The sequence below is a fragment of the Blautia sp. Marseille-P3087 genome (assembly GCF_900120195.1).
Classification (GTDB): Bacteria; Bacillota; Clostridia; order Lachnospirales; family Lachnospiraceae; genus Blautia_A.
On record NZ_LT635539.1, the window covers coordinates 2,935,425 to 2,961,940 of the forward strand.

At 44.0% G+C, this 26,516-nt stretch carries 24 protein-coding genes (1 of these 24 only partly in view); 17 read left to right on the top strand and 7 right to left on the bottom strand.

Going from position 1 to position 26,516, the window contains the following annotated elements; genetic code table 11:
- Nucleotides 1-13 precede the first annotated feature (13 nt).
- Both BQ7344_RS13985 and BQ7344_RS13990 read left to right on the top strand, forming a co-directional pair.
- Complete coding sequence (locus BQ7344_RS13985) at nucleotides 14-682, top strand: winged helix-turn-helix domain-containing protein (protein ID WP_072523034.1); 669 nt, start codon at nucleotides 14-16, stop codon at nucleotides 680-682.
- Between the two features lies 1 nt (nucleotide 683).
- Nucleotides 684-2,015 (top strand): sensor histidine kinase, encoded by a 1,332-nt coding sequence (locus BQ7344_RS13990; protein ID WP_072523035.1) that lies wholly within the window; start codon nucleotides 684-686, stop codon nucleotides 2,013-2,015.
- Between the two features lie 32 nt (nucleotides 2,016-2,047).
- Here the strand turns inward: BQ7344_RS13990 and nagB are convergent, their stop codons facing one another.
- Nucleotides 2,048-2,779 carry a glucosamine-6-phosphate deaminase gene (gene nagB, locus BQ7344_RS13995; protein ID WP_072523036.1) on the bottom strand — a complete coding sequence of 244 codons (732 nt, stop codon included), beginning with the start codon at nucleotides 2,777-2,779 and terminating at the stop codon, nucleotides 2,048-2,050.
- A 58-nt stretch (nucleotides 2,780-2,837) separates the two neighbouring features.
- Nucleotides 2,838-3,743: a helix-turn-helix domain-containing protein gene (locus BQ7344_RS14000; RefSeq protein WP_072523037.1), complete on the bottom strand. Its 906-nt coding sequence runs from the start codon at nucleotides 3,741-3,743 to the stop codon at nucleotides 2,838-2,840.
- A 262-nt stretch (nucleotides 3,744-4,005) separates the two neighbouring features.
- Between BQ7344_RS14000 and BQ7344_RS14005 the strand changes: the two genes are divergently transcribed.
- Nucleotides 4,006-4,935, top strand: a complete 930-nt coding sequence (locus tag BQ7344_RS14005; protein WP_072523038.1) for a sugar phosphate nucleotidyltransferase — start codon at nucleotides 4,006-4,008, stop codon at nucleotides 4,933-4,935.
- Nucleotides 4,936-6,039, top strand: a complete 1,104-nt coding sequence (locus BQ7344_RS14010) for a phosphotransferase enzyme family protein (protein ID WP_083585557.1) — start codon at nucleotides 4,936-4,938, stop codon at nucleotides 6,037-6,039. It abuts the gene before it with no gap.
- Nucleotides 6,040-6,108: 69 nt separating this feature from the next.
- Here the strand turns inward: BQ7344_RS14010 and BQ7344_RS14015 are convergent, their stop codons facing one another.
- The 3 genes from BQ7344_RS14015 to BQ7344_RS14025 all read right to left on the bottom strand — a co-directional run bounded on the left by BQ7344_RS14015 (nucleotide 6,109) and on the right by BQ7344_RS14025 (nucleotide 9,178).
- Entirely contained in the window at nucleotides 6,109-6,957 is an 849-nt protein-coding gene (locus BQ7344_RS14015; protein ID WP_072523039.1) for a carbohydrate ABC transporter permease, read from the bottom strand.
- A complete protein-coding gene (locus BQ7344_RS14020) occupies nucleotides 6,957-7,841 on the bottom strand; it encodes a carbohydrate ABC transporter permease (RefSeq protein WP_072523040.1) in 885 nt (294 codons plus the stop codon). Before BQ7344_RS14020 ends, BQ7344_RS14015 begins: the two co-directional genes overlap by 1 nt.
- A gap of 98 nt (nucleotides 7,842-7,939) precedes the next feature.
- On the bottom strand, nucleotides 7,940-9,178 hold the full coding sequence (locus BQ7344_RS14025) for an ABC transporter substrate-binding protein (RefSeq protein WP_072523041.1): 1,239 nt from the start codon (nucleotides 9,176-9,178) through the stop codon (nucleotides 7,940-7,942).
- A 377-nt stretch (nucleotides 9,179-9,555) separates the two neighbouring features.
- On the opposite strand from BQ7344_RS14025, the gene galE reads away from it, so the two are divergent.
- Complete coding sequence (gene galE / locus BQ7344_RS14030; protein ID WP_072523042.1) at nucleotides 9,556-10,572, top strand: UDP-glucose 4-epimerase GalE; 1,017 nt, start codon at nucleotides 9,556-9,558, stop codon at nucleotides 10,570-10,572.
- A 133-nt stretch (nucleotides 10,573-10,705) separates the two neighbouring features.
- On the opposite strand, the gene BQ7344_RS14035 is transcribed toward galE, so the two are convergent.
- Nucleotides 10,706-12,184, bottom strand: a complete 1,479-nt coding sequence (locus BQ7344_RS14035) for a DUF1846 domain-containing protein (RefSeq protein WP_072523043.1) — start codon at nucleotides 12,182-12,184, stop codon at nucleotides 10,706-10,708.
- A gap of 178 nt (nucleotides 12,185-12,362) precedes the next feature.
- Between BQ7344_RS14035 and ftsH the strand changes: the two genes are divergently transcribed.
- The 6 genes from ftsH (at nucleotide 12,363) to BQ7344_RS14065 (ending at nucleotide 21,793) form a co-directional block, all read left to right on the top strand.
- Nucleotides 12,363-14,444, top strand: a complete 2,082-nt coding sequence (ftsH, locus tag BQ7344_RS14040; protein ID WP_072523044.1) for an ATP-dependent zinc metalloprotease FtsH — start codon at nucleotides 12,363-12,365, stop codon at nucleotides 14,442-14,444.
- A gap of 1 nt (nucleotide 14,445) precedes the next feature.
- Nucleotides 14,446-16,296: an excinuclease ABC subunit UvrC gene (uvrC, locus tag BQ7344_RS14045; protein ID WP_235816157.1), complete on the top strand. Its 1,851-nt coding sequence runs from the start codon at nucleotides 14,446-14,448 to the stop codon at nucleotides 16,294-16,296.
- A 20-nt stretch (nucleotides 16,297-16,316) separates the two neighbouring features.
- Nucleotides 16,317-17,249 carry an HPr(Ser) kinase/phosphatase gene (hprK, locus tag BQ7344_RS14050; RefSeq protein WP_015543404.1) on the top strand — a complete coding sequence of 311 codons (933 nt, stop codon included), beginning with the start codon at nucleotides 16,317-16,319 and terminating at the stop codon, nucleotides 17,247-17,249.
- Between the two features lie 53 nt (nucleotides 17,250-17,302).
- A complete protein-coding gene (locus tag BQ7344_RS14055) occupies nucleotides 17,303-18,238 on the top strand; it encodes an ROK family glucokinase (protein WP_072523045.1) in 936 nt (311 codons plus the stop codon).
- A gap of 209 nt (nucleotides 18,239-18,447) precedes the next feature.
- Complete coding sequence (locus BQ7344_RS14060; protein WP_072523046.1) at nucleotides 18,448-21,138, top strand: transglycosylase domain-containing protein; 2,691 nt, start codon at nucleotides 18,448-18,450, stop codon at nucleotides 21,136-21,138.
- The gene (locus tag BQ7344_RS14065; RefSeq protein WP_072523047.1) at nucleotides 21,113-21,793 is read left to right on the top strand and encodes a YigZ family protein; all 681 of its coding nucleotides are present in this window, start codon (nucleotides 21,113-21,115) and stop codon (nucleotides 21,791-21,793) included. Before BQ7344_RS14060 ends, BQ7344_RS14065 begins: the two co-directional genes overlap by 26 nt.
- A 113-nt stretch (nucleotides 21,794-21,906) precedes the next feature.
- Here BQ7344_RS14065 and BQ7344_RS14070 read toward each other — a convergent pair whose 3' ends face one another.
- Nucleotides 21,907-22,431, bottom strand: coding sequence for a peptidylprolyl isomerase (locus BQ7344_RS14070; protein ID WP_072523048.1), 525 nt, complete (start codon nucleotides 22,429-22,431; stop codon nucleotides 21,907-21,909).
- Between the two features lie 97 nt (nucleotides 22,432-22,528).
- On the opposite strand from BQ7344_RS14070, the gene tsaE reads away from it, so the two are divergent.
- The 6 genes in view from tsaE to ispD are tightly spaced (at most 47 nt apart) and all read left to right on the top strand, a layout consistent with a single transcriptional unit that may run on beyond the window.
- Entirely contained in the window at nucleotides 22,529-22,954 is a 426-nt protein-coding gene (gene tsaE / locus BQ7344_RS14075) for a tRNA (adenosine(37)-N6)-threonylcarbamoyltransferase complex ATPase subunit type 1 TsaE (RefSeq protein ID WP_072523049.1), read from the top strand.
- Nucleotides 22,955-23,001: 47 nt separating this feature from the next.
- A complete protein-coding gene (gene tsaB / locus BQ7344_RS14080) occupies nucleotides 23,002-23,724 on the top strand; it encodes a tRNA (adenosine(37)-N6)-threonylcarbamoyltransferase complex dimerization subunit type 1 TsaB (RefSeq protein ID WP_072523050.1) in 723 nt (240 codons plus the stop codon).
- Nucleotides 23,721-24,155, top strand: coding sequence for a ribosomal protein S18-alanine N-acetyltransferase (gene rimI / locus BQ7344_RS14085; protein WP_072523051.1), 435 nt, complete (start codon nucleotides 23,721-23,723; stop codon nucleotides 24,153-24,155). The genes tsaB and rimI overlap by 4 nt, the downstream gene beginning before the upstream one ends.
- 17 nt (nucleotides 24,156-24,172) lie before the next feature.
- Nucleotides 24,173-25,084: a ribonuclease Z gene (locus tag BQ7344_RS14090; RefSeq protein WP_072523052.1), complete on the top strand. Its 912-nt coding sequence runs from the start codon at nucleotides 24,173-24,175 to the stop codon at nucleotides 25,082-25,084.
- A 12-nt stretch (nucleotides 25,085-25,096) separates the two neighbouring features.
- A complete protein-coding gene (gene tsaD / locus BQ7344_RS14095; RefSeq protein ID WP_072523053.1) occupies nucleotides 25,097-26,116 on the top strand; it encodes a tRNA (adenosine(37)-N6)-threonylcarbamoyltransferase complex transferase subunit TsaD in 1,020 nt (339 codons plus the stop codon).
- 24 nt (nucleotides 26,117-26,140) lie between these two features.
- A protein-coding gene (gene ispD / locus BQ7344_RS14100; RefSeq protein ID WP_072523054.1) for a 2-C-methyl-D-erythritol 4-phosphate cytidylyltransferase crosses the window boundary here: on the top strand, nucleotides 26,141-26,516 show its 5' portion. It continues 320 nt past the right edge of the window; the window shows 376 of its 696 coding nt (coding positions 1-376); its start codon is at nucleotides 26,141-26,143; its stop codon lies off the right edge, out of view.

Sequence of the window (26,516 nt, forward strand, 5' to 3'; positions counted from 1 at the left end):
GGACGGATACAGAATGATTTATTGTGTAGAAGATGAAAAAAATATCAGGGAACTTCTGATCTATACTCTGGAAACAACCGGATTTTCCGCGAAAGGAATGGCAAATGCCAAAGAACTCCGAACTGCATTAAAAGAAGAACTTCCGGATCTGATTCTTCTGGATATCATGCTTCCGGGGGAAGATGGCTACAGTATACTTGAGAGTCTGAAATTATCAAGAGACACCAGAGGAATCCCTGTGATTATGGTCACAGCGAAAGAAGCCGAGTACGACAAGGTAAAAGGTCTGGAGGCCGGTGCAGATGACTACATCACGAAGCCTTTCGGAATGATGGAGTTTGTGGCAAGAGTAAAAGCAGTTCTTCGCCGCTGTTCCAAACAGGAAGATGACAAAGAACTGAGATGTGGCGATTTGAGCCTGTCCGTAGGCAAGCATAAGGTTCGCTGGAATGATACGAGTGTTGAACTGACACGCAAAGAATTTGAACTGCTTCAGTACCTGATGGAAAATAAGGGACTGGTCATGAGCAGAAATCAGATCCTCTGTCATGTATGGGGATATGACTTTGATGGTGAGACAAGAACAGTTGATGTCCATGTCCGTACACTTCGCCAGAAGCTTGGCGAAGCAGGAAATCTGATAGAAACTGTGCGAGGAGTCGGTTACCGGATCGGAGTATAATATGCGAAAAAAAATCTTGAATCATACCTGCTTTCTGATTGTTCTTTCTGTACTTCTTACGTTTCTTGCTGCAGGTCTTGTTATGTATGAAAAGTACAATGAAGATTTGAAAGAGAGCGTTCGGGACAGTACAAAATACATTCAGGATGGAGTCGAAAAGATGGGAAATTCCTATCTGGATGAAGCACTCGGTCAGGCAACTTCAGCTCGTATTACACTTCTGGATCCGAAAGGAAATGTATTGTTTGATTCGCTGGAAGATTCCGCAGAACTTGAGAACCACAGCAATCGTCCGGAGTTTATTCAGGCAGAAAAAAGTGGCTATGCGGAAACACTGCGATATTCAGAAACCCTGTCCAAACAGAATTTTTACTGTGCGGTAAAGCTGGCAGACGGGGATATCCTTCGTGTCGGAAGAACAACGGACAGTGTCTTTTCCACGATGCTGTCGAGCTCTCTGCTTCTTGGAGGGCTGCTGATCGTGATCCTTGCGGTTGCATTTGTGCTGGTCCGCAGGCAGACACGTGATCTGATCGAACCGATCAATACACTGGATCTGGAGGAACCTCTGAAAGAAGTAAAGTATGAGGAGCTCCGGCCGCTTCTGAAAAGAGTCGATCAGCAGAATCGGCAGATTGCCAGGCAGATAGAAGAACTGAAAGAAGCAGAGGCCGTACGAAAAGAATTTTCGGCAAATGTTTCCCATGAATTGAAGACACCGCTTATGTCAATCTCCGGTTATGCAGAGCTTATGATGAATGGGATGGTTCCACCAGAAAAAGTACCGGAATTTTCAGGCAGAATTTATCATGAGGCATATCGCTTAAGTGCTCTGGTGGCAGATATCATACAGCTTTCGAGACTGGATGAAAAGAACAGTGATCTGCCGTTTGAGGAAGTAGATCTTTATGAGATGGCAGAGGATGTTGTGCAGCATCTCGAAAGTGCTGCCAAAAAGAAAAATATTACTGTGTCACTGGATGGCAGTCCGGTAATGGTAAACGGTGTCCGTAATGTCATTTATGAGATGCTTTTCAATATTGCAGACAATGCAATTCGATATACCGATCTGAAAGGTACGGTGAAGATTTCGCTCGGAATGCGCGGAGAGCATCCGTATTACTGTGTAGAAGACAATGGAATCGGAATTGCAGAGGATGAACAGAAGAGGATCTTTGAACGCTTTTACCGGGTGGATAAGAGCCATTCACGGGCAACCGGAGGGACAGGCCTTGGGCTTTCTATCGTAAAACACGGTGCAATTCTTCATAACGCACAGATTAATCTGGAAAGTGAACCCGGAAAGGGTACAAAAATGGAGCTGGTGTTTTAGCACACCGGCTCCTTTTTGGCTGGTTCGTATAATCAAATGTCCATTTCGGACAGAGCAGCTTCATCGGCGATAATCGTACAGTCCGGATGGAACTGGAGAATCGATCCCGGTACCTGTGGAGTTACAGGTCCCTGAACGACTTTTTTAAGAATCTGTGCTTTGTCACTTCCACTGACAACGACCAGAATCTTTTTGCAGCGCATAATCGTACCGATTCCCATAGTATAAGCCTGACGCGGAACGTCTGCTTCGCTTTCGAAGAAGCGCTTGTTCGCCTGAATCGTAGTTTCTGTCAGATCTACACAATGCGTTTCGTCTTCAAAGTGATCAGATGGTTCATTGAAACCGATGTGACCGTCATGACCAAGGCCGAGGATCTGAATGTCTGCAGGACCGATTTTGTGAAGCAGCTCATTGTAAGCAGAGCATGCTTCTCTGGCATCCGGCTCGGTTCCGTTCGGAACGTAAGTATTTGCATGATTAATATTGATCTTATGGAAAAGATGGGTGTTCATAAAATAGCGGTAACTCTGTTCATTTGAACCGGACAGGCCTTTATATTCATCGAGGTTTACAGTTGTTACCTGTGAAAAGTCAAGGTCTCCGTTTTCATACATCTCTACCAGATGGTTATAAGTTCCGACAGGAGAGGAGCCGGTAGCCAGTCCGAGAACACTGTCGGGTTTTAAGATTACCTGTGCGGCGATGAGATTAGCTGCCTTGCGGCTGAGTTCCTGATAATTTTTTACTTTGCAGATATGCATGTTTTCCTCCTTGTCCGACTGACGGATTTTATATTCTACAGTTTTATATCCTCTGTACTCAGGAATGAGGCTGCGGAAGCTCGGAGATTGCCTTGATAGATGTGGCATATTCCGTAGGTGTCATTCCGGACAGCTTTTTGAACTGCCTTGAAAAATAATGAATTGACGAATATCCCAGAAAATCAGAAATCTGGGTAAAATTCATATCGTTTTCACGGATAAGCTGTTTGGCAAAGTCGATTTTCATGCGTGAAAAAAATTCAATCACACCACACTGATACTGATCACGAAAAAGCTTCTGAAGCTGTGAACGACCGATTATATTGCTTTTTGAGATTCCATCGATCGTCATGGACTCCCGGATATGCTGCTCAAGATAATGAATGATATTGCGGCAGGCTTCAGAAGTGGACTGGCAGGAATCATAGATACCGGCGGAGGCAGAATAATGAGCCATCGTATAGCGCCGGATAACATGAATCAGCAGTTCTTCGAGATATAAAGTCAAAAGCTTCTGTGCGCCAAAAGGAATATCGTCTTTCTTTTCCATTTTTTCCAGATAAGGGGTATCCAGCGGAGACGCAAAACAATTTCGTGCCTCTGCAATGATACGGCCGAGGATGCTTCGCTCAGTGTCTGAAAATTCAAGAACTTTATTTTCAAAAAAATTCATACAGGGTGAATCACAGGAAAAAGAAATTACGATGATATTTGGTGCGGTTCTGCCGGCGGCTTTCAGTGTATGAAATTCATTTGGCCGGTGAAAGATAACCTGACTGCGGTTCAGTATATGACTTCCATTATCGGTCACAATTTCTGCAGAACCTTTATCCACACACTGAAACTCCCAGAAGTTATGACGTTCACCGGAAAAGTAAAAATCGTTCTGGTATTCATAGTAGTGGATTGTGTATATTTTTTCTATGGAAAGCTCTGAATCAAGCTTCACACTCTGATAAGCCACGAAAAACCTTCCTTTCTGATCAGAATTTGTGATTTTTGGATATTATTTCTAATTATAATAGTAATAAAATTGTATTAAATAGTCAAACGATAAAGTTGAATGTATACAAAAAGAGTATAATTGTGCAAATACTATTCACACCCAAAACGTCATCATAATGAAAGATCATTTAGATAAGGATTGTATAAGAAAAAAATCTATTGTATTATAATATTTTGTGTTGTACCATAAATCCAGTTAAAAAGAAACAGGAGGAGAAATGATGAAGAAACCGGTTTTAGTAGTTATGGCCGCAGGAATGGGAAGCCGTTACGGTGGATTAAAGCAGATTGATCCGATTGACAAAGAAGGCCATATTATTATGGATTTTTCTATCTATGATGCAGTGAGAGCAGGATTTGAAAAAGTTGTATTTATTATAAAGAAAGAAAATGAAGAAGCATTTCGTGAAGCAATCGGAGAACGTTTGAGTAAGCAGATCGAGGTTGCATATGTATTCCAGGAGCTTACAAATATTCCGGAGGGCTATTCTGTGCCGGAAGGCAGAGTAAAACCATGGGGTACAGGACATGCGGTATTAAGCTGTATTGATGAGATCGATGGACCATTTGCCGTAATCAATGCAGATGATTATTACGGTGTACATGCATTTAAGATGGCATATGATTTCCTGACTTCCGAAGAGAAGGATGAAGATGTTTATCATTATATGATGGTAGGCTACAGACTGGAAAACACACTGACAGAGAATGGGCATGTGGCAAGAGGTGTCTGCGTGACAGATGAAGAAGGTCATCTGATCAAGATCAATGAGCGGACGCATATCGAAAAGTATGATGGCGGTACTGCATATACAGAAGATGATGGAAAGACCTGGACGATGCTTCCGCAGGGCAGCATTGTTTCTATGAATATGTGGGGATTTTCAAACAGTATTTTACAGGAGTTGAAAGCACGTTTTCGTCCGTTTCTGGATGATGCGATTGCAAATAATCCGATGAAGGGCGAATATTTCCTTCCATTTGTTGTGGATGAACTTCTGCAGGAAAAGAAAGCAACGGTTAAGGTGCTGAAATCCGAAGACAAATGGTATGGGGTAACTTATAAAGAAGACAAACCAATGGTGATGGATGCAATCCAGAATCTGAAAGATCAGGGATTGTATCCGCAGAAACTGTGGGAGGAAGCATAAGTGGAAATAAAGGAAAAAGTACAGGAAGCGATTGATGGATTTAAACTTCCGGGAGAACTGAAGGAATGTGTTGTTTATGGAAACGGACACATTAACGATACTTATCGCCTGACATATGAGACCCCAAACGGAACAAAGAGATACATTCTGCAGCGGATGAGCAAAAGCATTTTTAAAGATCCTGTCGGACTGATGGAAAATGTTGGAGGCGTCACTTCATGGCTTCGCAAAAAGATCATCGCAAATGGTGGTGACCCGGAGAGAGAAACACTTACGATCGTAAAGAGTCAGGAGAACCTTCCATATTTCAGAGACTCCAAAGGGGAGTACTGGAGAGTTTACCTTTTTATTGAGGGTGCGACTTCTTATGATGCTGTAAAAAATGATAATGATTTCTACCAGAGTGCTGTTTCTTTCGGACACTTCCAGAGACTTCTGGCTGATTATCCGGCAGAGACGTTGCATGAGACGATCAAAGATTTTCACAACACACCGGATCGACTGGAGAAATTCAAAAAAGCAGTCAGAGAAGATGTCTGCGGAAGAGCTGCTTCTGTACAGAAAGAAATCAACTTCATTCTTGAGAGAGAAGAGCTGACACATGCTTTATATGATTTGCAGCAGGAAGGTAAACTGCCGCTTCGTGTTACACACAATGATACAAAGCTTAACAATATCATGATTGATGATGAGACCGGAAAAGGTATCTGCGTAATCGATCTGGATACAGTTATGCCGGGACTTGCAGCACATGATTTTGGCGATTCTGTCCGTTTTGGTGCAAGTACTGCGGCAGAAGATGAAAAAGATCTGTCAAAAGTATCCTGCGATTTACATTTATTTGAAGTTTATGCAAAAGGATTTATTGAGGGCTGCGGCGGAGCACTGACAGACCTGGAGATCGAGACACTTCCGCTGGGGGCAATCCTTATGACTTTCGAAAACGGAATACGTTTCCTTACCGATTATCTGGAGGGGGATCATTACTTTAAGATCCATCGTGAAGGACATAATCTGGATCGTTGCAGAACACAGCTGACACTGGTCAAAGATATGCAGGAAAAACTTCCGCAGATGAACAAAATCATAAAGAAATACAAATAATACATTACAGAGCAATAAAAAAGCTTCGAAACTTTCCTGGTTTCGAAGCTTTTTTTGATGTCATGAGATTTAGCCTTTGACACCACCGGATGTAAGTCCGCCGACAAGATGTTTCTCGATCAGGACAAACAGGATGATGACCGGTACTGTTGCAAACAGAGAAGATGCAAACAGGTACTGCCATTCTACCATGTTGTAACCGTTGAAAATCGTAATGCCGACAGTCAGCGGTTTGAGAACATCTGTTGAGATCAGTGTCAGGGCAACGGTATATTCGTTCCATGCATTGATGAATACGAAGATCAGTGCAGTTACGATGCCAGGTGCAGCTACAGGCAGAAGGATGCGGATAAGTGCAGACACTTTGCCACAGCCGTCAACAGTTGCTGCCTGTTCCATTTCCGGAGAAATAGAGATGAAAGTACCTCGCAGAAGCCAGATCGCAAAGGCCTGGTTAAATGCTGCGTTGATAAATACAAGACCTACAAGGCTGTCTGTCATTCCGAAGGTAGACATGATCTTATAAATGCCGACCAGAAGGACAACCGGTGCAAACATCTGGGAGATGATAACGATTCCCAGAAAGATTTTTTTACCCTTGAATTTCATTCGTGCAAGCGCATAAGCTGCCGGGATACCGCATATGATTGCAATCAGGGTAGAACCGCCGGCAACGATCAGAGAATTGATGAAATATCTGGAAAGCGGTGCCAGTGTCCAGATATCTTTAAAGTTCTGCCAGAGCCAGTGGAGCGGAAGTAAGGTTCCGTCGGTAGAATAGATTTCTGCACGGCTTTTTGCTGCAGTCGTAAACATAACAAAATATGGATACAGGGTTACAAGTACGACCAGAATTACAAAAAGGTAAAGAAGAACACGGAGAATGACATGTTTTGTGCCGCGTGTATGATTATTCATTATTCTTCCTCCTTTCTGAGTGAAACGACCATATAAATGGATGCGCACAGACACAGGATCAGGAAACCGATCACGGATACTGCTGCTGCCTCACCGGATTTTCCTTTATAAAAGGCAAGTTTATAAAGGTATGTAACAAGAGTATCCGTACGGCTTGCCGGGTCACCCTTGGTTATTGTCCAGATAATAGGGAATGAGTTGAATACATAAATGATATTCAGCACAGTACTTACAGTCAGGGAGGATTTTACCAGCGGAAGAGTGATCTTGAAAAGTTTCTGCCAGTAGTTTGCTCCGTCGACAGTGGCTGCTTCGTAGTAGGAATTATCAATGCTCTGCAGTCCGGAAAGTACGCAGAAAGTTACAAACGGTACGGTAACAAAGATACCTACAAAAATTTCCCATGCAAAATATGCCTGAGGAGTCGGAGTCCAGTTAACAGGACTGGAGATCAGACCGATCTTCATTAAAAGGGTGTTTAAGGCACCATAGTCTTTATCAATGATGAATTTCCAGACACCTGCCTGAATGATCAGGGAAGTTGCCCATGGAAATACAACGATTGCACGGACCGCTTTACGGAAACGGAATTTGTTGTTAAGTACAAGTGCGAGGATAAAGCCGAATACAGTGGAGATCACAACAACGGCAACAGTCCATACAATTGTATTCTTAAGTACAAGTTTAAAGGTAGATCCTCTGAGGACTTTGGTAAAGTTGTCAAGTCCGCAGAAGCCTTTGATAAGGCCGGCCTTACTTACTTCACTCATAGAAGTACGGAAAACTTCAAAGATCGGAAAGAGGATAAAGACCGTCATAAGCAGGATGCTGGGGAGCAGCCAGAGATAAGGCTCTACTGCAGCAAAAGGTTTCTTTTTTTTCATGTTTTACACCACCAGACTAATTTAGTTCAGACACAAGCGGGAGCCGGTCACTAAAGTTCCGGCTCCCGGTTAAGTTGCATTCAGTTCATAATATGTGATCAGCCTGCAATATCAGCCTGGAGATCATCGAGGAGTGTCTGCACATCATCGCCGAGAAGTGCGTTCTGCTCTACTTCGATAACACCCTGTTTTACATCTGCCCATTCTGTCTTTGTTGCCGGATAGAAGTTGCAGCTCTGAAGGATATCGATCCAGGATGCAAATGTGTCATCGTCTTTTGCAAGAAGGTCAGCAGCTGTCTGTGTGGTCGGAAGGAATCCTTCATAGACCATGTAATCTGCATAACGCTCATCATCATAGAAGAAGTCGAAGAATTTGGTGATAGCAGCTGTACGGGTATCCTGATCCTCAGCAGAATCGTCTTTGAATACTTCGAGACGGTCACAAACACCCATTGCTACGGATTCGCAGCCTTCGTTAGCCGGGATAGTAGTTACATCGTAGTTGATGTCATATCCGCCGTCGGAAAGGTAAGTAGGAATATTGTTTGGTCCGATCATCATGGCAACTTTACCTGCACCGAACATATCCTGAAGGTCATAACGTGTTTCGTTAGCAGGATCAGAGTTGGTGTAGCCATCGTTTACAAGACCGACTGCAAAATTCAGAGCTTCTACGTTCTTTTCACTGTTCAGAGCCCAGTCACCGTTTTCATCAACGAATCCGCCGCCATTGTTCCATGTGTAGTAGGAGAATGCAGCCTGACCTTCGTCAGTAGTCATGTCGATACCCCATGGATAAACGTCATCGCCGAATTTATCTTTGATCTTCTGTGCAGTTTCCTGAACTTCTGCCCATGTAGTCGGAACAGATGCACCAGCTTCGTCAAGGATATCCTTATTATAGAAGAGAGCACGGCAGGATGCAAGGATCGGTAATGCATATACAGTATCATCAATTGTACTTGCGTCCCAGAATGCCGGGAAGAATTTGGACTGGAGATCTTCGGATGCGTATTCGGTAGCCGGCATCAGAAGGTCGTCAGCAACATAGTCTGCAAGAACGTCGATGTTCAGGATGTCAGGTGCATTGTTATTTGCAACAAGTGTATTTACTTTTGTATAAAGATCATTCCATGAAACGATTTCAATGTTCAGATCAATATCAGGATTTTCTGTTTCAAAATCTTTTTCAAACTGAGACCACCATGCCTGTGTCTGGGTACCATACTGGCTGATGATGACATCAAGAGTGGTTTTACTGTCTGCTGCGAGAACAGGCTGAGCCATAGATGCTGTCATTGCCAGTACCATTGCTAATGCGAGTTTACGTTTCATAGATAAGTCCTCCCTTTTGTGCGTGATAACTGACGGAGCTGTCAGTTGTCTATCGTGTCCGCGATGACGCGGATGTAATATATCAATTATATCGTTTGCATATGACAGTGTCAATAAAAATGAATAAAAAAAAAGAGGGATAATAAAAAAAATAATATATTTTGCATAAAAATATGATATAACAGGTTGCCGAAACATGAAAAATCGGAATTATAAGCTGCAAAATAAAAGGAGATCACCGAAATGCTTAATAGTAAAATCTGATGGAGTTTTAGTAAAATATGAGGGAGAAACGGGGAAAATATTGTGAAAAAAAAGGATTAGTGCTACAATGACTGCGAAAACAGAAACAGAGTAAACGTCAGGAGGAGAAAATCATGGCAATTTTAGTAACAGGCGGAGCAGGTTTCATCGGAAGTCATACAGTAGTGGAGCTGCAGAGCGCAGGATATGAAGTCGTAGTGCTGGATAATCTCAGTAACTCCAGCGAAAAGAGTCTTGAGAGAGTACAGCAGATCACTGGGAAACCGGTGAAATTTTATAAAACAGATATTCTTGACCGAGAAGGGCTGAATGAAGTCTTCGAAAAAGAGCAGATTGATTCCTGTATTCATTTTGCAGGATTGAAAGCAGTCGGTGAATCTGTAGTAAAACCATGGGAATATTATGAAAACAATATTGCAGGTACACTTACACTTGTAGATGTGATGAGAAAACATGATGTCAAAAATATTATTTTCTCCTCTTCAGCAACTGTATATGGAGATCCGGCGATTATTCCGATCACAGAAGAGTGCCCGAAAGGACAGTGCACTAACCCTTATGGATGGACAAAATCCATGCTGGAGCAGATTCTTACCGATATCCAGAAAGCAGATCCGGAATGGAATGTGGTACTTCTTCGTTACTTCAACCCGATTGGTGCTCATAAGAGTGGCCTGATCGGTGAAAATCCGAACGGTATCCCGAACAATCTGATGCCATACATTACACAGGTAGCAGTTGGCAAACTGAAAGAACTTGGCGTATTCGGAAATGACTATGACACACCGGACGGAACAGGTGTCAGAGATTATATCCATGTCGTAGACCTTGCAAAAGGCCATGTAAAAGCGGTTAAGAAACTGGAAGACAATTCAGGCTTAAGTATTTACAATCTCGGTACAGGTAAAGGGTACAGCGTATTGGATATCGTTAAGAACTTTGAAGCTGCTACAGGCATAAAGATTCCTTATTCTATCAAACCACGCCGTGCAGGTGATGTAGCTACATGCTACTCTGATGCAACAAAAGCCAAAAAAGAACTTGGCTGGGAAGCAGAATATGACATCAAAGACATGTGCGCAGATTCCTGGAACTTCCAGCAGAAGAACCCGAACGGTTACGAAGACTAACGTACCGACAGTTGTATCACCAATAATTACATAAGAATATATGCAAAATCCCGATGAATGTATGTCCATCGGGATTTTGTATATATGCGCCCGGCGGCGCGTGTTTCAGATTACTGATAACAAGATTTGATGTTTAGTGGTATTTCTTTTCTTTTTCAAATTTGGGCTCGCAGGTCAGCTCGATGCCGAGTTTGCGGAACTCCCAGATGTCTACGGAAGAGAGCATGACAGAAGTATGCGCCTGACAGCCTTTCAGTGAACGGAGTTGTTCTAATGCCTGTCTTGCTTCCGGATTGCTGGCTGCACTGACAGAGAGTGCAATCAGAGTTTCATCTGTATGCAGACGCGGGTTTTTGCTTCCGAGGTATTCGGTCTTTAACTCCTGAATCGGGCGGATCGCTTCAGGGGAGATCACATGATGTTCGTGATCGATTCCTGCAAGCTCTTTCAGTGCGTTCAGAAGAAGTGCGGAAGATGCACCGAGCAGATCTGATGTTTTACCATAAATGATACGTCCGTCCGGAAGTTCAAGAGCAGCAGCAGGAGCTTCTGTTTCCTGTTCTTTCTGAAGGCTTGCCGGTACGACTTTGCGGTCTTCAAGAGAAGCGTGTGCCTGTTTCAGAAGAAGCTCGATCTTGCGGACTTCATCTTCTTTGCCTGTGCCGGTAAGAAGAGCAGCGCAGCTCTTGTAATAACGGCGGATGATCTCCTGGCGGGATGCCTCACAGCATGCTTCGTCATCAACAATGCAGTTTCCTGCCATATTGACACCCATATCTGTAGGAGATTTGTACGGGCATTCGCCCATGATCTTTTCGAACATTGCCTGAAGAACAGGGAAGATTTCTACATCACGGTTGTAGTTTACTGTTGTTTCACCATAAGCTTCCAGATGGAACGGGTCGATCATATTGACGTCATTTAAGTCTGCGGTAGCGGCTTCATATGCCAGATTGACCGGATGCTTCAGCGGGATATTCCAGATAGGGAAAGTTTCGAATTTGGCATAGCCGGCAGCAACACCACGTTTGTATTCATGATAGAGCTGTGAGAGGCAGGTCGCCATTTTTCCGCTTCCCGGTCCCGGAGCGGTGATGATAACGAGTGGTCTTGTTGTTTCGATGTATTCGTTTTTGCCGTATCCTTCATCACTTACGATAAGCGGGATATTGCTTGGATATCCGGGAATACTGTAGTGGAAGTATACTTTTTTACCGAGTTTTTCGAGACGCTTTTTGAAAAGGTCAGCACTTTCCTGACCTGCGTATCTTGTGATACACACGCTTCCTACATAAAGACCGCGTCCGGTAAACTCATCAATAAGACGGAGAACATCTTCGTCATAAGTGATGCCCAGGTCACCGCGCATTTTGTTTTTGTCGATGTCTGCAGCACTGATAACAATGACGATTTCAGCCTGATCACTGAGCTGCATAAGCATACGGAGCTTGCTGTCCGGTTCAAATCCCGGAAGAACACGGGAAGCGTGGTAATCGTCAAAAAGCTTTCCGCCGAATTCAAGATACAGTTTGTTGTCAAATTTGCTGATGCGGTCGCGAATATGCTCAGACTGCATCTTCAGATACTTTTGGTTGTCAAATCCTGTTTTCATTTATCGTTTTCCTTTCCCATCACATTTAGCCGGAATATAATTTTCCGGCTATCACATTGACAGTATACTACAGTTGCGGTTTACAGGCAAGTAACATGCTACAAACATTCACAGTTTTCCAGTTGATTTATACAGGAAATCTCTTTATAATATAGAGGATAATAAGAGGAGGACAAGAATGAACAATCACATGGATAACCGGCCGGATGGAAACCGTCCGAATCGAAACAATCCCGGAAATCAGGGACCGAATAAAAACCGCCAGTCAATCCTGGCTTTTTTGATTTGTCTGTTGATTTCGCTGGTATGCTTAAGTTTTGTGACAGATATGATGAGCGATTCGTCCAGTGAAATCACGTATGATAAATTTATTGAGATGGTAGATAAGGATCAGGTAAAGGAGGTTACGCTTCAGTCAGGAGTACTGACCGTCGTACCGAAGATCCAGAAATCATATTATCAGAATGCAAGCTATAAAGTAAATCAGATGGAGGATGTCGATGCTCTGACGAAACGTCTGGAAGGGACAGGAATCGTTTTTCATTATGAACAGCCAGACGCGATGGGTGAGTTTGTTTCGACAATGATCAGTGTACTGCTTCCGACAGTAGTCTTGTTCTTTATGCTGATGTTCCTCATGCGGCGCATGAACAAAGGCGGCAGCGGAATCATGGGTGTCGGCAAGAGCCGTGCAAAAGCATACATTCAGAAAGAGACCGGAGTGACATTTAAGAATGTTGCCGGGCAGGAAGAAGCAAAGGAATCGCTGCAGGAAGTTGTGGATTTCCTGCATAATCCGGGTAAATATACGGCAATCGGTGCGAAGCTTCCGAAGGGTGCCCTTCTTGTAGGTCCACCTGGAACAGGTAAGACTCTTCTTGCAAAAGCAGTGGCAGGTGAGGCGAACGTACCGTTCTTTTCCCTGTCAGGTTCTGAATTTGTAGAAATGTTTGTCGGTGTTGGTGCTTCACGAGTGAGAGATCTCTTTGAGGAAGCAAAGAAAAATGCACCGTGTATCGTGTTTATTGATGAGATCGATGCCATCGGTAAGAGCCGTGATTCCAGATATGGCGGCGGCAATGATGAGCGTGAACAGACACTGAACCAGCTTCTTGCAGAGATGGATGGATTTGACACGTCCAAGGGTCTTTTAATCCTTGCGGCAACCAACCGTCCGGAAGTCCTGGACCCGGCACTTCTGCGTCCGGGAAGATTTGACAGACGTATCATCGTAGATCGTCCGGATCTCAAAGGGCGTGTCGAGATTCTCAAAGTACATGCCAAAGATGTCATGCTGGATGAAACGGTTGATCTGGAAGCAATTGCGCTTGCAACTTCCGGAGCAGTCGGTTCCGATCTTGCCAATATGATCAATGAAGCCGCAATTCTTGCAGTTAAAAACGGCAGAAGAGCCGTTTCGCAGAAAGATCTTCAGGAATCTGTTGAGGTTGTTCTTGTCGGTAAAGAAAAGAAAGACCGTATCTTAAGTCCGCAGGAGAGAAGAATTGTTTCCTATCATGAAGTCGGACATGCACTTGTCAATGCGCTGCAGAAAGATGCCGAGCCGGTACAGAAGATCACTATCGTTCCGAGAACGATGGGAGCTCTCGGCTATGTTATGCAGGTACCGGAAGAAGAAAAATACCTTAACACTCAGAAAGAGCTTGAAGCAATGCTTGTCGGTTATCTGGGCGGTCGTGCAGCAGAGGAAATTGTATTCGATACGGTAACTACCGGTGCGGCAAATGATATCGAGCAGGCTACAAAGGTAGCACGTGCAATGATCACACAGTATGGTATGTCTCAGAAATTTGGTCTGATGGGACTGGCAACTCAGGAAAATCAGTATCTGTCAGGAAGAGCAGTGCTCAACTGTGGTGATGATACAGCAACTGAGATTGACCATGAAGTTATGCAGCTCCTTCATTATTCTTATGAGGAAGCAAAGAGACTTCTCAACGAACACAGAGAGGCACTGGACAAGATTGCCGGTTATCTGATCAGCAGAGAGACAATCACAGGTAAAGAATTTATGAAGATCTTCCGCGCAGTCGAGAAGGGAATTGAGATTCCGGAGAATCTGGATGAACTTCCGGATGAAGAAGTAAAGACAGAAGAGAAGAAAGAAAATCAGGAAAAGGTGCAGAAACCAGAACTTGTAGAAGTTCAGGTGGAAGAACAGAACACCGGCGATGCAGCAGTATCAGATGAGACTGTGGCAGATGAAACAGACAATCACGAATCTGACTCTGAGGAGTAGTATGTTCCAGATTGAAGAAGAGTTAAAGAAACTTCCCGCGAAGCCGGGTGTCTATCTGATGCACGATGAGCGGGATGAGATCATTTATGTGGGCAAGGCAATCAGCCTTAAAAACCGTGTTCGGCAGTATTTTCAGAGCAGCCGCAATAAGGGCGCGAAAATCGAGCAGATGGTTACTCACATAGCCAGATTTGAATACATCATTACTGATTCCGAACTGGAAGCACTTGTTCTGGAAAGCAACCTGATCAAGGAACACCGTCCGAAGTACAATACCATGCTGAAAGATGACAAAAGTTATCCTTTCATCAAGGTAACGGTACAGGAGGCTTACCCGAGAGTGTTGTTTGCCAGACGGATGAAGAAGGATAAGAATCGATATTTTGGTCCTTATACCAGCGGCGGGGCTGTCAAAGATGTCATAGAGCTGGTTCGAAAGCTTTATCAGGTACGCTCCTGCAACCGCAATCTTCCGAGAGACTGTGGCAAAGACCGGCCGTGCCTGTATTATCATATGAAACAGTGCATGGGACCATGTACCGGACATGCAGACCAGCGTGTTTACAAAGAAAATATCCAGAAAGTGCTGGCTTTTTTGAATGGTGATTTTCAGGAAACAATCGCGCAGCTTACTGAGAAGATGCAGAAAGCATCGGATGAGATGCGGTTTGAAGATGCGGCTGAAGCACGTGATCTGATACGCAGCATTCAGAAGATCGGTGAACGGCAGAAGATCACTTCCTATGGGGAAGAAGACAGAGATATCATTGCCTGTGATATGGATGAAAGTCTGGATCTCCGTGAACAGGATGCTGTCGTTCAGGTGTTTTTTATGCGCGACGGCAAGCTGATTGGAAGAGATCATTTTTATCTGCGTGTTGCCAGAGGAGACACTCGCTCACAGGTATTGTCCAGTTTTGTAAAACAGTTTTATGCAGGTACTCCGTTTATCCCGGGAGAAATCACACTGCAGACGGAAATCGAAGATACAGAGGTAATCGAAGAATGGCTGACTTCCAGAAGAAAGCAGAAGGTTCACATCGTAGTACCGAAAAAAGGCACAAAAGAAAAGCTTGTAGAGCTTGCATGGGAAAATGCCCGCATGGTACTTGAGAAAGACCGTGAACGAATACGGAGAGAAGAAGGCCGTACGATCGGCGCCGTGCATGAAGTAGAGGACTGGCTCGGTATGAAAAATCTTGATCGTATGGAGGCATTTGATATCTCCAACATCAGCGGTTTTGAGTCGGTAGGATCGATGGTTGTTTATGAGAAAGGCAAGCCGAAAAAAAGTGACTATCGTAAATTCCGTATTAAATCTGTGCAGGGTCCGAATGATTATGCCAGTATGGAGGAAGTACTGACCAGACGCTTTACGCATGAGAGTAATGGCGAATTTGACAGCTTTGCGAAGATGCCGGATCTGCTGTTAATGGATGGTGGCCGGGGGCAGGTAAATATTGCCCTTGGTGTTCTTGATAAACTGGGAATACAGATTCCTGTCTGTGGTATGGTAAAAGATGACTACCACCGCACAAGAGGATTATACTTTAATAATATAGAGATACCTGTTGATACAAACAGCGAAGGATTTCGGCTGATAACCAGGATTCAGGATGAAGCCCATCGTTTCGCGATAGAATATCACCGGTCGCTGCGAAGCAAAGAACAGGTGCATTCGATACTGGATGACATTCCGGGAATCGGCAAGCGCAGAAGGAAAGCTCTAATGCGCCGTTACCGTTCCATCGAGGGAATACGTGAGGCATCTGTTGAAGAACTTGCAGAAACTGAATCCATGAATATGGGAAGCGCAAAACAGGTGTATGAATTTTTCCACCCGAATAAATAAACATTAAAGGAGAAGACATTATGAAAGGTGTATTAATGACAAAGATGGTACAGGAACTGAATCTTACGAACCTGACTCCTGAGATTGATCTGTCTGATATGAGAATCATGACGGCAGAGATTAACCGACCGGCATTGCAGCTTACCGGATATCTGGAACATTTTGCAAACGAGCGTGTTCAGATCATTGGATATGTGGAATATACGTATCTGATGCAGCTCAGTGATGAGAAACGTATGATGAAATACGAGCGCTTTATTTCAAGTAAGATTCCATGTGTTATTTTCAGCACCATGACAAAGCCATCGCAGGATATGATCGATATGGCAATCAAATACAATGTACCGACATTTGTAACAGAGAGGACAACTTCCAGCCTTATGGCAGAGATTATTCGCTGGCTTGGTGTACAGCTTGCACCGTGCATTTCCATCCATGGTGTACTTGTGGATGTTTATGGTGAGGGAATCCTGATCACCGGCGAGAGCGGAATCGGTAAGAGTGAGGCCGCTCTGGAACTGATCAAGCGTGGCCATCGTCTTGTCAGTGATGATGTCGTAGAACTTCGTAAAGTCAGTGATGTCACTCTGGTAGGATCAGCGCCGGATATCACACGTCATTTTATTGAACTTCGTGGTATCGGTATCATTGATGTCAAGACATTGTTTGGTGTAGAGAGTGTTAAGGATACACAGTCTGTTGACCTTGTTATCAAGCTGGAAGAGTGGGATCGTGACAAAGAATATGACCGCCTTGGTCTGCATGAAGAATATACAGAATATCTTGGAAACAAAATCGTCTGCCATTCCCTTCCGATCAGACCGGGACGTAACCTTGCTGTTATCGTAGAGTCTGCTGCTGTCAATCACAGACAGAAGAAGATGGGATACAATGCGGCAGAAGAGCTGTACAAGCGTGTACAGGCAAATATTGCAAAAAAACGTGAAAGCTGATAAAGCAGAAATCTGCTTTGAAATAACAAACAACAGGGAAAGGTGGAAGAAAAATGGGTTCATATTGCTTCGGAATTGATGTGGGAGGTACAACTGTAAAATGTGGTCTTTTCCAGACAGACGGTACTCTGGTAGACAAATGGGAAATTCCTACAAGAACAGAGAATAAAGGAGAGAACATTCTTCCGGATGTTGCAAATGCAATCAATCTCAAACTCGAAGAAAAGAAAATCGATAAAGCAGATGTAGAAGGTGTGGGAATCGGCATCCCGGGACCGATCAATTCAAAAGGCGAGGCTGCATGTGCAGTGAATCTTTACTGGGGATTTACTCCGGTTGCGCAGATCCTTCATGATCTTACAGGACTGAAAGCAAAGGCAGGAAACGATGCAAACGTAGCCGCACTTGGTGAGGCATGGAAAGGTGCAGCGGCCGGAGCGCAGAATGTGATTCTTGTAACACTTGGAACAGGTGTCGGCGGCGGCATCATCATAGACGGAAAAATCGTAGCCGGAGCGCATGGTGCAGGCGGAGAAATCGGTCATGTTACAGTGGTACAGGATGAAAAAGAAGCATGTAACTGTGGAAATAAAGGCTGCCTGGAGCAGTATGCATCTGCAACAGGAATCGTCCGTGTGGCAGGAAGAATGCTGGCGGCATCTGAGGAAGACAGTACTCTGAGAGGTCTTCAGAATATTACAGCAAAAGATGTTCTCGATGCGTTTAAGGCAGGAGATGCACTTGCAGGACGTATTATGGAATGTGTAGGAGGTTTGCTCGGAAGCGCTATCGCGGGATTTGCGGCAGTTGTTGATCCGGAAGCAATCGTAATCGGTGGAGGAGTGTCAAAAGCCGGACAGCCGCTGATCGACTGTATTCAGAAACACTACATAAGACATGCATTCCCATCCTGCAAGGAGACCCCTATTAAGCTTGCGACGCTTGGAAATGATGCCGGAATTTATGGTGCGGCAAAGATGGTTCTCTGAAAAATACATATTTAAAGATCTGAAGATTTTTACAGAAAGAGGGATTCCAGAATTTGGAATCCCTCTTTTAAGCTGGATTACAGACTTTTGGGTGTAAAAGAGTATAATAGTTTCAGAAATATATTTTTGCAATTGTGAAGTTTTTAATTGGGGCTTTATTTACGATTTTTTATTTGCTATAATAGAACGGACTATAAAGGAGGAAAACCATGAATTACGGAAAAAAATCAGTCTCAAAAAAGCGAAATTCGCTGATTTCCCGTACTGCCATGATGGGCAAAAGAGCTCATGTGTCGCTGATCAGAGTTCTTTTTGTGATATTGATCACAATCTGTGTAGTGATTGGCTGTACCGGAATTGGAGCTTTTCGGGGAATTATAGATAATGCTCCTGATGTAAATGATATTGATATTTCACCACTGGGTTATGCGACATTTTTATATGATGGAGATGGCAATCAGCTTCGCAAGCTGACGGCACCGAGTTCGAATCGACTTCCTGTATCTATTGATCAGATTCCGGTGGATCTTCAGCATGCGGTTGTCGCAATCGAGGATGAACGTTTTTATGAGCATAATGGTATCGACGTAAGAGGTATTCTCCGTGCTTTTGTAAAGAACCTTTCCTCTGGAAATCTTTCAGAAGGTGCAAGTACGATTACACAGCAGCTTTTGAAGAATAATGTATTTACAAACTGGACGCAGGAGTCTACATGGCTTGAGCGTTTTACACGTAAGATTCAGGAACAGTATCTGGCTGTTGAAATCGAGAAAAAGATTAACAACAAAAATGTCATTCTTGAAAATTATCTTAATACGATCAACCTCGGAGCCGGAACATATGGTGTGCAGGCAGCCGCCCGCAAATACTTTAATAAGGATGTATGGAATCTTAATCTGTCAGAATGCACGACACTGGCGGGTATCACACAGAACCCGACGCAGTACAATCCGATTGAGCATCCGGAAGCAAATGCAAAGAGACGTAAAGAAGTCCTGGATCATATGATCGATCAGGGATATATTACACAGGAACAATATGATCAGGTAATCAATGATGATGTCTATTCAGAAATTCAGGCAGCGCAGGTACTGAATGAAGAGACGGATAATACCGTATATTCCTATTTTGAAGATGAACTGATTGATCAGGTGATTAATGATCTGATGAATATTAAAGGCTATACCCGTACGCAGGCACAGAACCTTGTTTACAGTGGCGGTCTGAGTATTTATACGACACAGGATGCTTCTATTCAGAAGATTCTGGATGAAGAGTATGCAGATCCGTCAAATTATCCGGATTACGTGCAGTACGCGCTGGATTATGCGCTCACTGTCCAGAATCCTGACGGAGAAGAGATAAACTACAGCAAAGAAATGCTTCGTCTGTATTTCCAGAACGAAGATCCGGAATTTGACCTTCTGTTTGATTCTCAGGAAGAAGGACAGAGCTATGTTGACCGATACAAAGAAGCTGTTCTTGCTGATGGGGGAACGGTTGTCGCGGAACGTGTAAGTTTTGCACCACAGCCACAGTCCTCTATGAGTGTCATTGATCAGCATACAGGTTATGTAAAAGCTATCATCGGCGGACGTGGAGAGAAGACAGCGAGTCTGACACTGAACCGTGCGACAGATACGACAAGACAGCCGGGTTCAACATTTAAGGTTCTGTCTACGTATGCACCGGCTCTCAACGAGAAAGGAATGACGCTGGCAACGACATTCGAAGATGAACCATACAATTATCCGGATGGATCACCGGTAAATAATGCTTCCAAAAGTTATGGCGGAACGACAACAATACGCCAGGCCATCCAGAATTCCATCAACGTTGTCGCAGTTAAGTGTCTGGAAGAAGTTACTCCGGAACTCGGACTGCAGTACCTTGACAATTTTGGATTTACAACACTGGCACATGGTACTGAAGCAGATAGAGATGCTGACGGAACTGTCTGGACAGATGCCAACCTTCCGATGGCACTGGGAGGTCTTACTCATGGTGTTACGAATGTAGAACTTTGTGCAGCATATGCGGCAATTGCAAATAATGGCAATTATATTGAGCCGATTTACTATACCAAGATTCTGGATCATAACGGAAATGTCCTGATTGAAAAAAATTCAGCAGGAAGATCTGTTATTAAGGAAAGCACGGCATGGCTTCTGACCAGTGCGATGGAAGATGTTGTAAATAAAGGTACAGGTACTGCCTGCCAGCTGGATAATATGACAGTTGCCGGTAAGACAGGTACAACAGATGCATACAATGACCTCTGGTTTGTGGGATATACACCATATTATACTTGTGCGGTATGGTCCGGATTTGATAATAATGAGAAACTTCCGGAAGACGCGAGAAATTTCCACAAGAACCTCTGGAAAAAGGTAATGACCCGTATTCATGAGGGCCTTCCGGATAAAGACTTTGATATGCCGGCAAGTGTAGAGAAAATCAGTATTTGTGAAGAAACGGGACTACTTCCAAGAGCTGGCTGCCCGGTAATCACAGAATACTTTGATATTGGTGATGTGCCGACAGATTATTGTGATCAGCATTTCTATGAATCTGATGATACAATGGAAGAGCATACGACTGAAGAGGCAACTTTTGAATTGTCACCGACACCGGATCCAAATAACCCGGATGGAGATAACACCGGAGATAACACCGGAGACAACACCGGAGATAATACCGGAGACAACACCGGAGATAATACCGGAGACAACACCGGAGATAATACCGGAGACAACACCGGAGATAATACCGGAGACAACACCGGAGATAATACTGGTGACAACACCGGAGGAGATGACGGCGGCGGAGACAATACCGGAGGTGACGACGGCGGCGGAGATACCGGCGGAGGAGATGACGGTGGAAGCGCAGAAGAATAAACTTACAGAATACAAAACTATATATGAGGGCGGTATCGGAGAAATAACCGAAAAGAAATCTCGATTTATCGCAACGGTTCGCCCTGTTGAAACAGAAGAAGAAGCGCTGGTATTTCTGGAAGAAATGAAAAAGAAATACTGGGATGCCAGACATAACTGCTACGTATATTCCGTCGGAGCGAACAGGGAATTCACAAGATGCAGTGATGACGGGGAGCCGTCCGGAACTGCCGGACGTCCGATGTTGGATGTGATTCTGGGAGAAGATATCTACAATGTAGCTGTTGTAGTAACCAGATATTTTGGCGGGGTGCTTCTTGGTACGGGCGGTCTTGTGCGTGCCTATTCAAAGGCTGTACAGGAAGGTCTGGCTGCAAGTACTGTCATATTAAAGCAAAAGGGAATTATACTGCAGGTTACGACGGATTATACCGGGATCGGCAAGATTCAGTATATCGCAGGAGAATGGTCCTTGCCTGTGCTGGACAGTGAATACACTGACCGGGTTGTTTTGAAACTGCTGGTTCCTGTACAGGAAAGCGGGAGTGTCGAGAAAGCAATCACAGAAGGAACGAATGGACGCGCACGGCTTGAGCAGGATGGGGAATGCTACTATTCGGTGATTGACGGAGAAGTTCAGACGTTTGATCATTGATTAAAACATAAGAAGCGCCGCAGAAATCATGAAACGAATCATGGTTTCTGCGGCGTTTTTTTGTTTGTGTGAAAAAACATGATGTAATCTTTCGGTTATGCACCGAAATTAAATCAGCATTTCTCCGGTTCCGGATAATCTACGCCGAATGTATCAACAGTCATGGATTTGATCTGCTGATCATCAAGCGGTCTGTCACGGAAATCAGTTTCTGTCTCTGCGATTTTGTTTACAACATCCATTCCTTCGATTACTTTACCGAATGCAGCATAGCTTCCGTCAAGGTGTGGAGCTGCTTTGTGCATGATAAAGAACTGGCTTCCACCTGAATTTGGATGCATGGCTCTTGCCATGGAAAGAACACCAGGAGTGTGTGCGAGATCATTTGCAACACCGTTCTGTACAAATTCGCCTTTGATGCTGTAGCCAGGACCGCCCATTCCGGTTCCGTCCGGACATCCGCCCTGGATCATAAAGCCGTTGATGACACGATGGAAGATCAGACCATCATAAAATCCTTTTTTTACAAGACTGATAAAATTGTTTACGGTATTCGGTGCGATTTCCGGATAAAGCTCTGCTTTCATCACATCACCATTTTCCATGGTAATGGTTACGATCGGGTTTGTATTTGCCATAATCATAGTCTCCTTTTGTAAAAAGTATTGTTTTTCTCTGTGGGCTCTATTATAATATGCAAAGAACAATTCTGCAAGGAAAAAGGTGATTGGTAAAATGGTGACAGAGACAAGAAGCCCTGAAGAAACATATGAATTAGGTCGAAAAATCGGTCTGCAGGCAAGACCTGGTCAGGTATATACACTGACCGGAGACCTGGGAGTAGGAAAGACAGTATTTACGCAGGGAGTTGCTGCAGGACTTGGGATTACGGAGCCGGTAAGCAGCCCGACATTTACGATTGTACAGGTTTATGAAGAAGGACGCCTGCCATTTTATCATTTTGACGTTTACCGGATCGGGGATATCGAGGAAATGGAAGAAATCGGATATGATGATTATTTCTTTGGCAAGGGTATTTGCCTGATCGAATGGGCAGAACTGATTGAGGAGATTTTGCCGGATGACAGAATTTCCATTACAATAGAAAAGAATCTTGAGCAGGGATTTGATTATCGCCGGATCACTGTGGAAGGTTTGTAAGAAATTTTATCTGTTTTATCTGGATGGATGAAAAGAGGAGATAGGATATGAAGATTTTAGGACTTGACAGTTCCGGAATCGTGGCATCTGTTGCTATAGTAGAGGACGATGCGCTGATTGCGGAATATACAGTCAATTATAAAAAAACACATTCACAGACATTACTGCCGATGTTGGATGAGATTGCAAAAATGACAGAACTTGATCTGAACAGCATTGATGCAATCGCAGTAGCAGCAGGACCTGGTTCCTTTACAGGGCTGAGGATTGGGTCAGCAACAGCAAAGGGACTTGGACTTGCCTTAAAGAAACCATTGATTGCCATTCCTACTGTAGAGGGACTGGCATACAATCTGTATGATACACCGGGGCTGATCTGTCCGATCATGGATGCGCGACGCAGGCAGGTTTATACAGGCATTTACTGTTTTACTGATCATCAGCTGGAAGTGGTGGAAGACCAGATGGCAGTGCCGATGGAAACTATGATCGACAAGTTGAATCAGCGTGGAGAAGCGGTGACTTTTCTTGGCGATGGAGTACCGGTTTTTCGTGAGCTTATTGAAGAAAAAATGACAGTGCCGTATTCTTTTGCGCCTGCACACGTAAACAAACAGAGGGCAGCAGCAGTCGCAGCGCTTGGCGAGATTTATTATAGTCAGGGAAAAACAGAAACGGCAATGGAACATGTTCCGGATTATCTGCGTGTTTCGCAGGCTGAAAGAGAGCGTGCTGAGCGGGAGGCGGCAAAGGCCGACGGTAATTCATGACGTTTCGCGAAATGTCAGTAGAGGATCTGGAGCAGGTCGTAGAGATAGAAAAAGCCCTTTTTTCTGATCCATGGACGAAGGAAGGCTTTTTTACATTTCTGACAAAAGAGAATACCATGTTTTTTGTAGTCGAGGAAAAAGGAAAAATACTCGCATATTGCAGCATGCAGACAGTTCTGGATGAAGGCGATATTCTGAATGTTGCTGTTCGTTCAGACAGACAAAAAGAAGGTATCGGCTATTTCCTTGTGGACAGCATGCTTAAGATGGCAGAAATGATCGGAATTCATATTGTGCATCTTGAAGTGCGGGAAGGCAACGGAACGGCAAGAAGACTGTACGAAAGACTTGGATTTAAAGAAGATGGACTTCGCAGGGATTATTATACTGATCCTACCGAAAATGCAGTTTTAATGACGAAGATGCAGTAAATGCAGGAGTGAAAAATATGTTGGATTTATGTTTACTGGGCTGTGGTGGTATGATGCCACTCCCTAGGCGGTGGCTGACTGCGCTTATGACGCGTTATAACGGGAGCAGTCTGCTGATTGACTGCGGAGAGGGAACACAGGTTGCAATTAAAGAAAAAGGATGGAGTTTCAAACCAATCGATGTGATTTGTTTTACACATTATCACGGAGATCATATCAGTGGTCTTCCGGGACTTCTTCTTACAATGGGGAATGCAGATCGAACGGAACCGCTTACGCTTGTCGGTCCTAAAGGACTGGAGCGTGTGGTGAATGCACTTCGCGTAATTGCACCGGAACTCCCTTTTGAGATTAAATTTATAGAAGTAACAAAACCATTTGAAGTACTGGAACTTAACGGGTACCGTATTAGCGCATTTCGTGTGAATCACAATGTGATCTGTTATGGCTATACGATTGAGATTCTGCGTCAGGGAAAATTTTCACCGGAACGTGCCAGAGAACAGGAGATTCCGCTGAAATACTGGAATCCTCTTCAGAAAGGCCAGACGATAGAGGCGGATGGCGTGGTGTATACGCCGGATATGGTTCTCGGACCGGATCGAAAAGGTATTAAGGTGACATACACGACGGATACGCGTCCGACGGAATCTATTTTGCATAATGCCGTAAATTCGGATCTCTTTATCTGTGAGGGAATGTATGGAGAAGAAGACAAAATTGAAAAAGCAAAAGGCTATAAACACATGACATTTCGTGAGGCGGCAACACTTGCAAAAGATGCAGAAGTCAAAGAACTATGGCTGACGCATTACAGTCCGTCCTTGATTCGTCCGGATGAGTATATGGATATGGTACGTGGCATTTTCCCGAATTCATGGCCGGGCAAAGACGGAAAAAGTGTTGAGTTAAATTTCGAAGAAGAATAGAGGGGCCATAAAATGAAAGATACATTGATTCTGGCAATAGAAAGTTCATGTGATGAGACAGCGGCTTCTGTAGTAAAGAACGGAAGAACAATTCTGTCAAATGTTATATCGTCGCAGATCGAACTTCATAAGTTATATGGAGGTGTTGTACCTGAAATTGCCTCCCGTAAACATATCGAAAAAGTAAATCAGGTAGTTGAAGAAGCATTAAAGAATGCAGATGTCACACTGGATGATCTGGATGCCATTGGTGTTACTTATGGTCCGGGTCTGGTTGGTGCGCTTCTGGTAGGAGTGGCAGAGGCAAAAGCAATTGCATACGCTAAGAAGCTCCCGCTGGTAGGCGTGCATCATATTGAAGGGCATGTTTCTGCAAATTATATTGAACATCCGGATCTGGAACCGCCGTTTCTCTGCCTGATTGTGTCAGGAGGACATACACACCTTGTAATCGTCAAAGATTACGGTGAGTTTGAAATCCTCGGACGTACACGTGATGATGCAGCGGGAGAGGCATTTGATAAAGTTGCCCGTGCAATTGGACTGGGGTATCCGGGCGGTCCGAAGATTGACAAGCTTTCAAAAGAGGGAAATCCGGAGGCTATTGTGTTTCCGCGCGCAAAAATCGGAACCTGTCCTTATGATTTCAGCTTTAGCGGTGTGAAATCAGCTGTCCTGAATTATATCAATCAGGCGCAGATGAAAGGCGAAGAAGTGAATCGTGCGGATCTTGCAGCTTCCTTCCAGAAAGCAGTAGTAGATGTTCTTGTGGAGCATACGATGCTCGCAGCAAAAGATTACAAGATGGATAAAATCGCGATTGCGGGTGGAGTTGCGTCCAATGGAACACTTCGCGCGGCAATGGAAAAAGCATGTGTGGAAAACGGTTATAAGTTTTATCGTCCGTCACCGATTTTCTGCACAGACAACGCGGCAATGATCGGTGCGGCAGCGTACTATGAATATATGAAGGGAACCCGTCATGGATGGGATCTCAATGCTGTACCGAATTTAAAACTCGGTGAACGTTAAATAACAGTATCAGGAGGTTCTGAAATGAAAGAAAAAATTACGGCAATTGTTCTGGCAGCAGGACAGGGAAAACGTATGCACAGTAAAATCCAGAAACAGTTTCTGGAGATTCAGGATCATCCTGTATTATATTATTCTTTAAAATGCTTTCAGGACAGTCCGGTGATCGATGATATTATTCTTGTGACACAAAGTGATATGATTTGCTATTGTAAGGATGAAATCGTTGACCACTACTCTTTTACGAAAGTATCAGATGTTATTGCCGGCGGTAAAGAACGCTATGATTCTGTCTATCAGGGACTCCTTGCCTGCACAGACACTGATTATGTGTTTATACATGATGGAGCACGTCCATTTATTACAGAAGAAATTCTTAAGCGAGGTCTTGCCGGTGTAA

What these genes read in the sequence shown, in the direction of transcription:
- hprK (WP_015543404.1), top strand. Translation starts at nt 16,317, where the DNA reads ATGAAAGGTGTATTAATGACAAAGATGGTACAGGAACTGAATCTTACG.
- tsaD (WP_072523053.1), top strand. Translation starts at nt 25,097, where the DNA reads ATGAAAGATACATTGATTCTGGCAATAGAAAGTTCATGTGATGAGACA.
- BQ7344_RS14015 (WP_072523039.1), bottom strand. Translation starts at nt 6,957, where the DNA reads ATGAATAATCATACACGCGGCACAAAACATGTCATTCTCCGTGTTCTT.
- BQ7344_RS14090 (WP_072523052.1), top strand. Translation starts at nt 24,173, where the DNA reads ATGTTGGATTTATGTTTACTGGGCTGTGGTGGTATGATGCCACTCCCT.
- galE (WP_072523042.1), top strand. Translation starts at nt 9,556, where the DNA reads ATGGCAATTTTAGTAACAGGCGGAGCAGGTTTCATCGGAAGTCATACA.
- tsaB (WP_072523050.1), top strand. Translation starts at nt 23,002, where the DNA reads ATGAAGATTTTAGGACTTGACAGTTCCGGAATCGTGGCATCTGTTGCT.
- uvrC (WP_235816157.1), top strand. Translation starts at nt 14,446, where the DNA reads ATGTTCCAGATTGAAGAAGAGTTAAAGAAACTTCCCGCGAAGCCGGGT.
- BQ7344_RS14060 (WP_072523046.1), top strand. Translation starts at nt 18,448, where the DNA reads ATGAATTACGGAAAAAAATCAGTCTCAAAAAAGCGAAATTCGCTGATT.
- BQ7344_RS14055 (WP_072523045.1), top strand. Translation starts at nt 17,303, where the DNA reads ATGGGTTCATATTGCTTCGGAATTGATGTGGGAGGTACAACTGTAAAA.
- BQ7344_RS14020 (WP_072523040.1), bottom strand. Translation starts at nt 7,841, where the DNA reads ATGAAAAAAAAGAAACCTTTTGCTGCAGTAGAGCCTTATCTCTGGCTG.
- BQ7344_RS13990 (WP_072523035.1), top strand. Translation starts at nt 684, where the DNA reads ATGCGAAAAAAAATCTTGAATCATACCTGCTTTCTGATTGTTCTTTCT.
- BQ7344_RS14025 (WP_072523041.1), bottom strand. Translation starts at nt 9,178, where the DNA reads ATGAAACGTAAACTCGCATTAGCAATGGTACTGGCAATGACAGCATCT.
- BQ7344_RS14065 (WP_072523047.1), top strand. Translation starts at nt 21,113, where the DNA reads ATGACGGTGGAAGCGCAGAAGAATAAACTTACAGAATACAAAACTATA.
- tsaE (WP_072523049.1), top strand. Translation starts at nt 22,529, where the DNA reads ATGGTGACAGAGACAAGAAGCCCTGAAGAAACATATGAATTAGGTCGA.
- BQ7344_RS13985 (WP_072523034.1), top strand. Translation starts at nt 14, where the DNA reads ATGATTTATTGTGTAGAAGATGAAAAAAATATCAGGGAACTTCTGATC.
- nagB (WP_072523036.1), bottom strand. Translation starts at nt 2,779, where the DNA reads ATGCATATCTGCAAAGTAAAAAATTATCAGGAACTCAGCCGCAAGGCA.
- ftsH (WP_072523044.1), top strand. Translation starts at nt 12,363, where the DNA reads ATGAACAATCACATGGATAACCGGCCGGATGGAAACCGTCCGAATCGA.
- BQ7344_RS14005 (WP_072523038.1), top strand. Translation starts at nt 4,006, where the DNA reads ATGAAGAAACCGGTTTTAGTAGTTATGGCCGCAGGAATGGGAAGCCGT.
- BQ7344_RS14035 (WP_072523043.1), bottom strand. Translation starts at nt 12,184, where the DNA reads ATGAAAACAGGATTTGACAACCAAAAGTATCTGAAGATGCAGTCTGAG.
- BQ7344_RS14070 (WP_072523048.1), bottom strand. Translation starts at nt 22,431, where the DNA reads ATGGCAAATACAAACCCGATCGTAACCATTACCATGGAAAATGGTGAT.
- rimI (WP_072523051.1), top strand. Translation starts at nt 23,721, where the DNA reads ATGACGTTTCGCGAAATGTCAGTAGAGGATCTGGAGCAGGTCGTAGAG.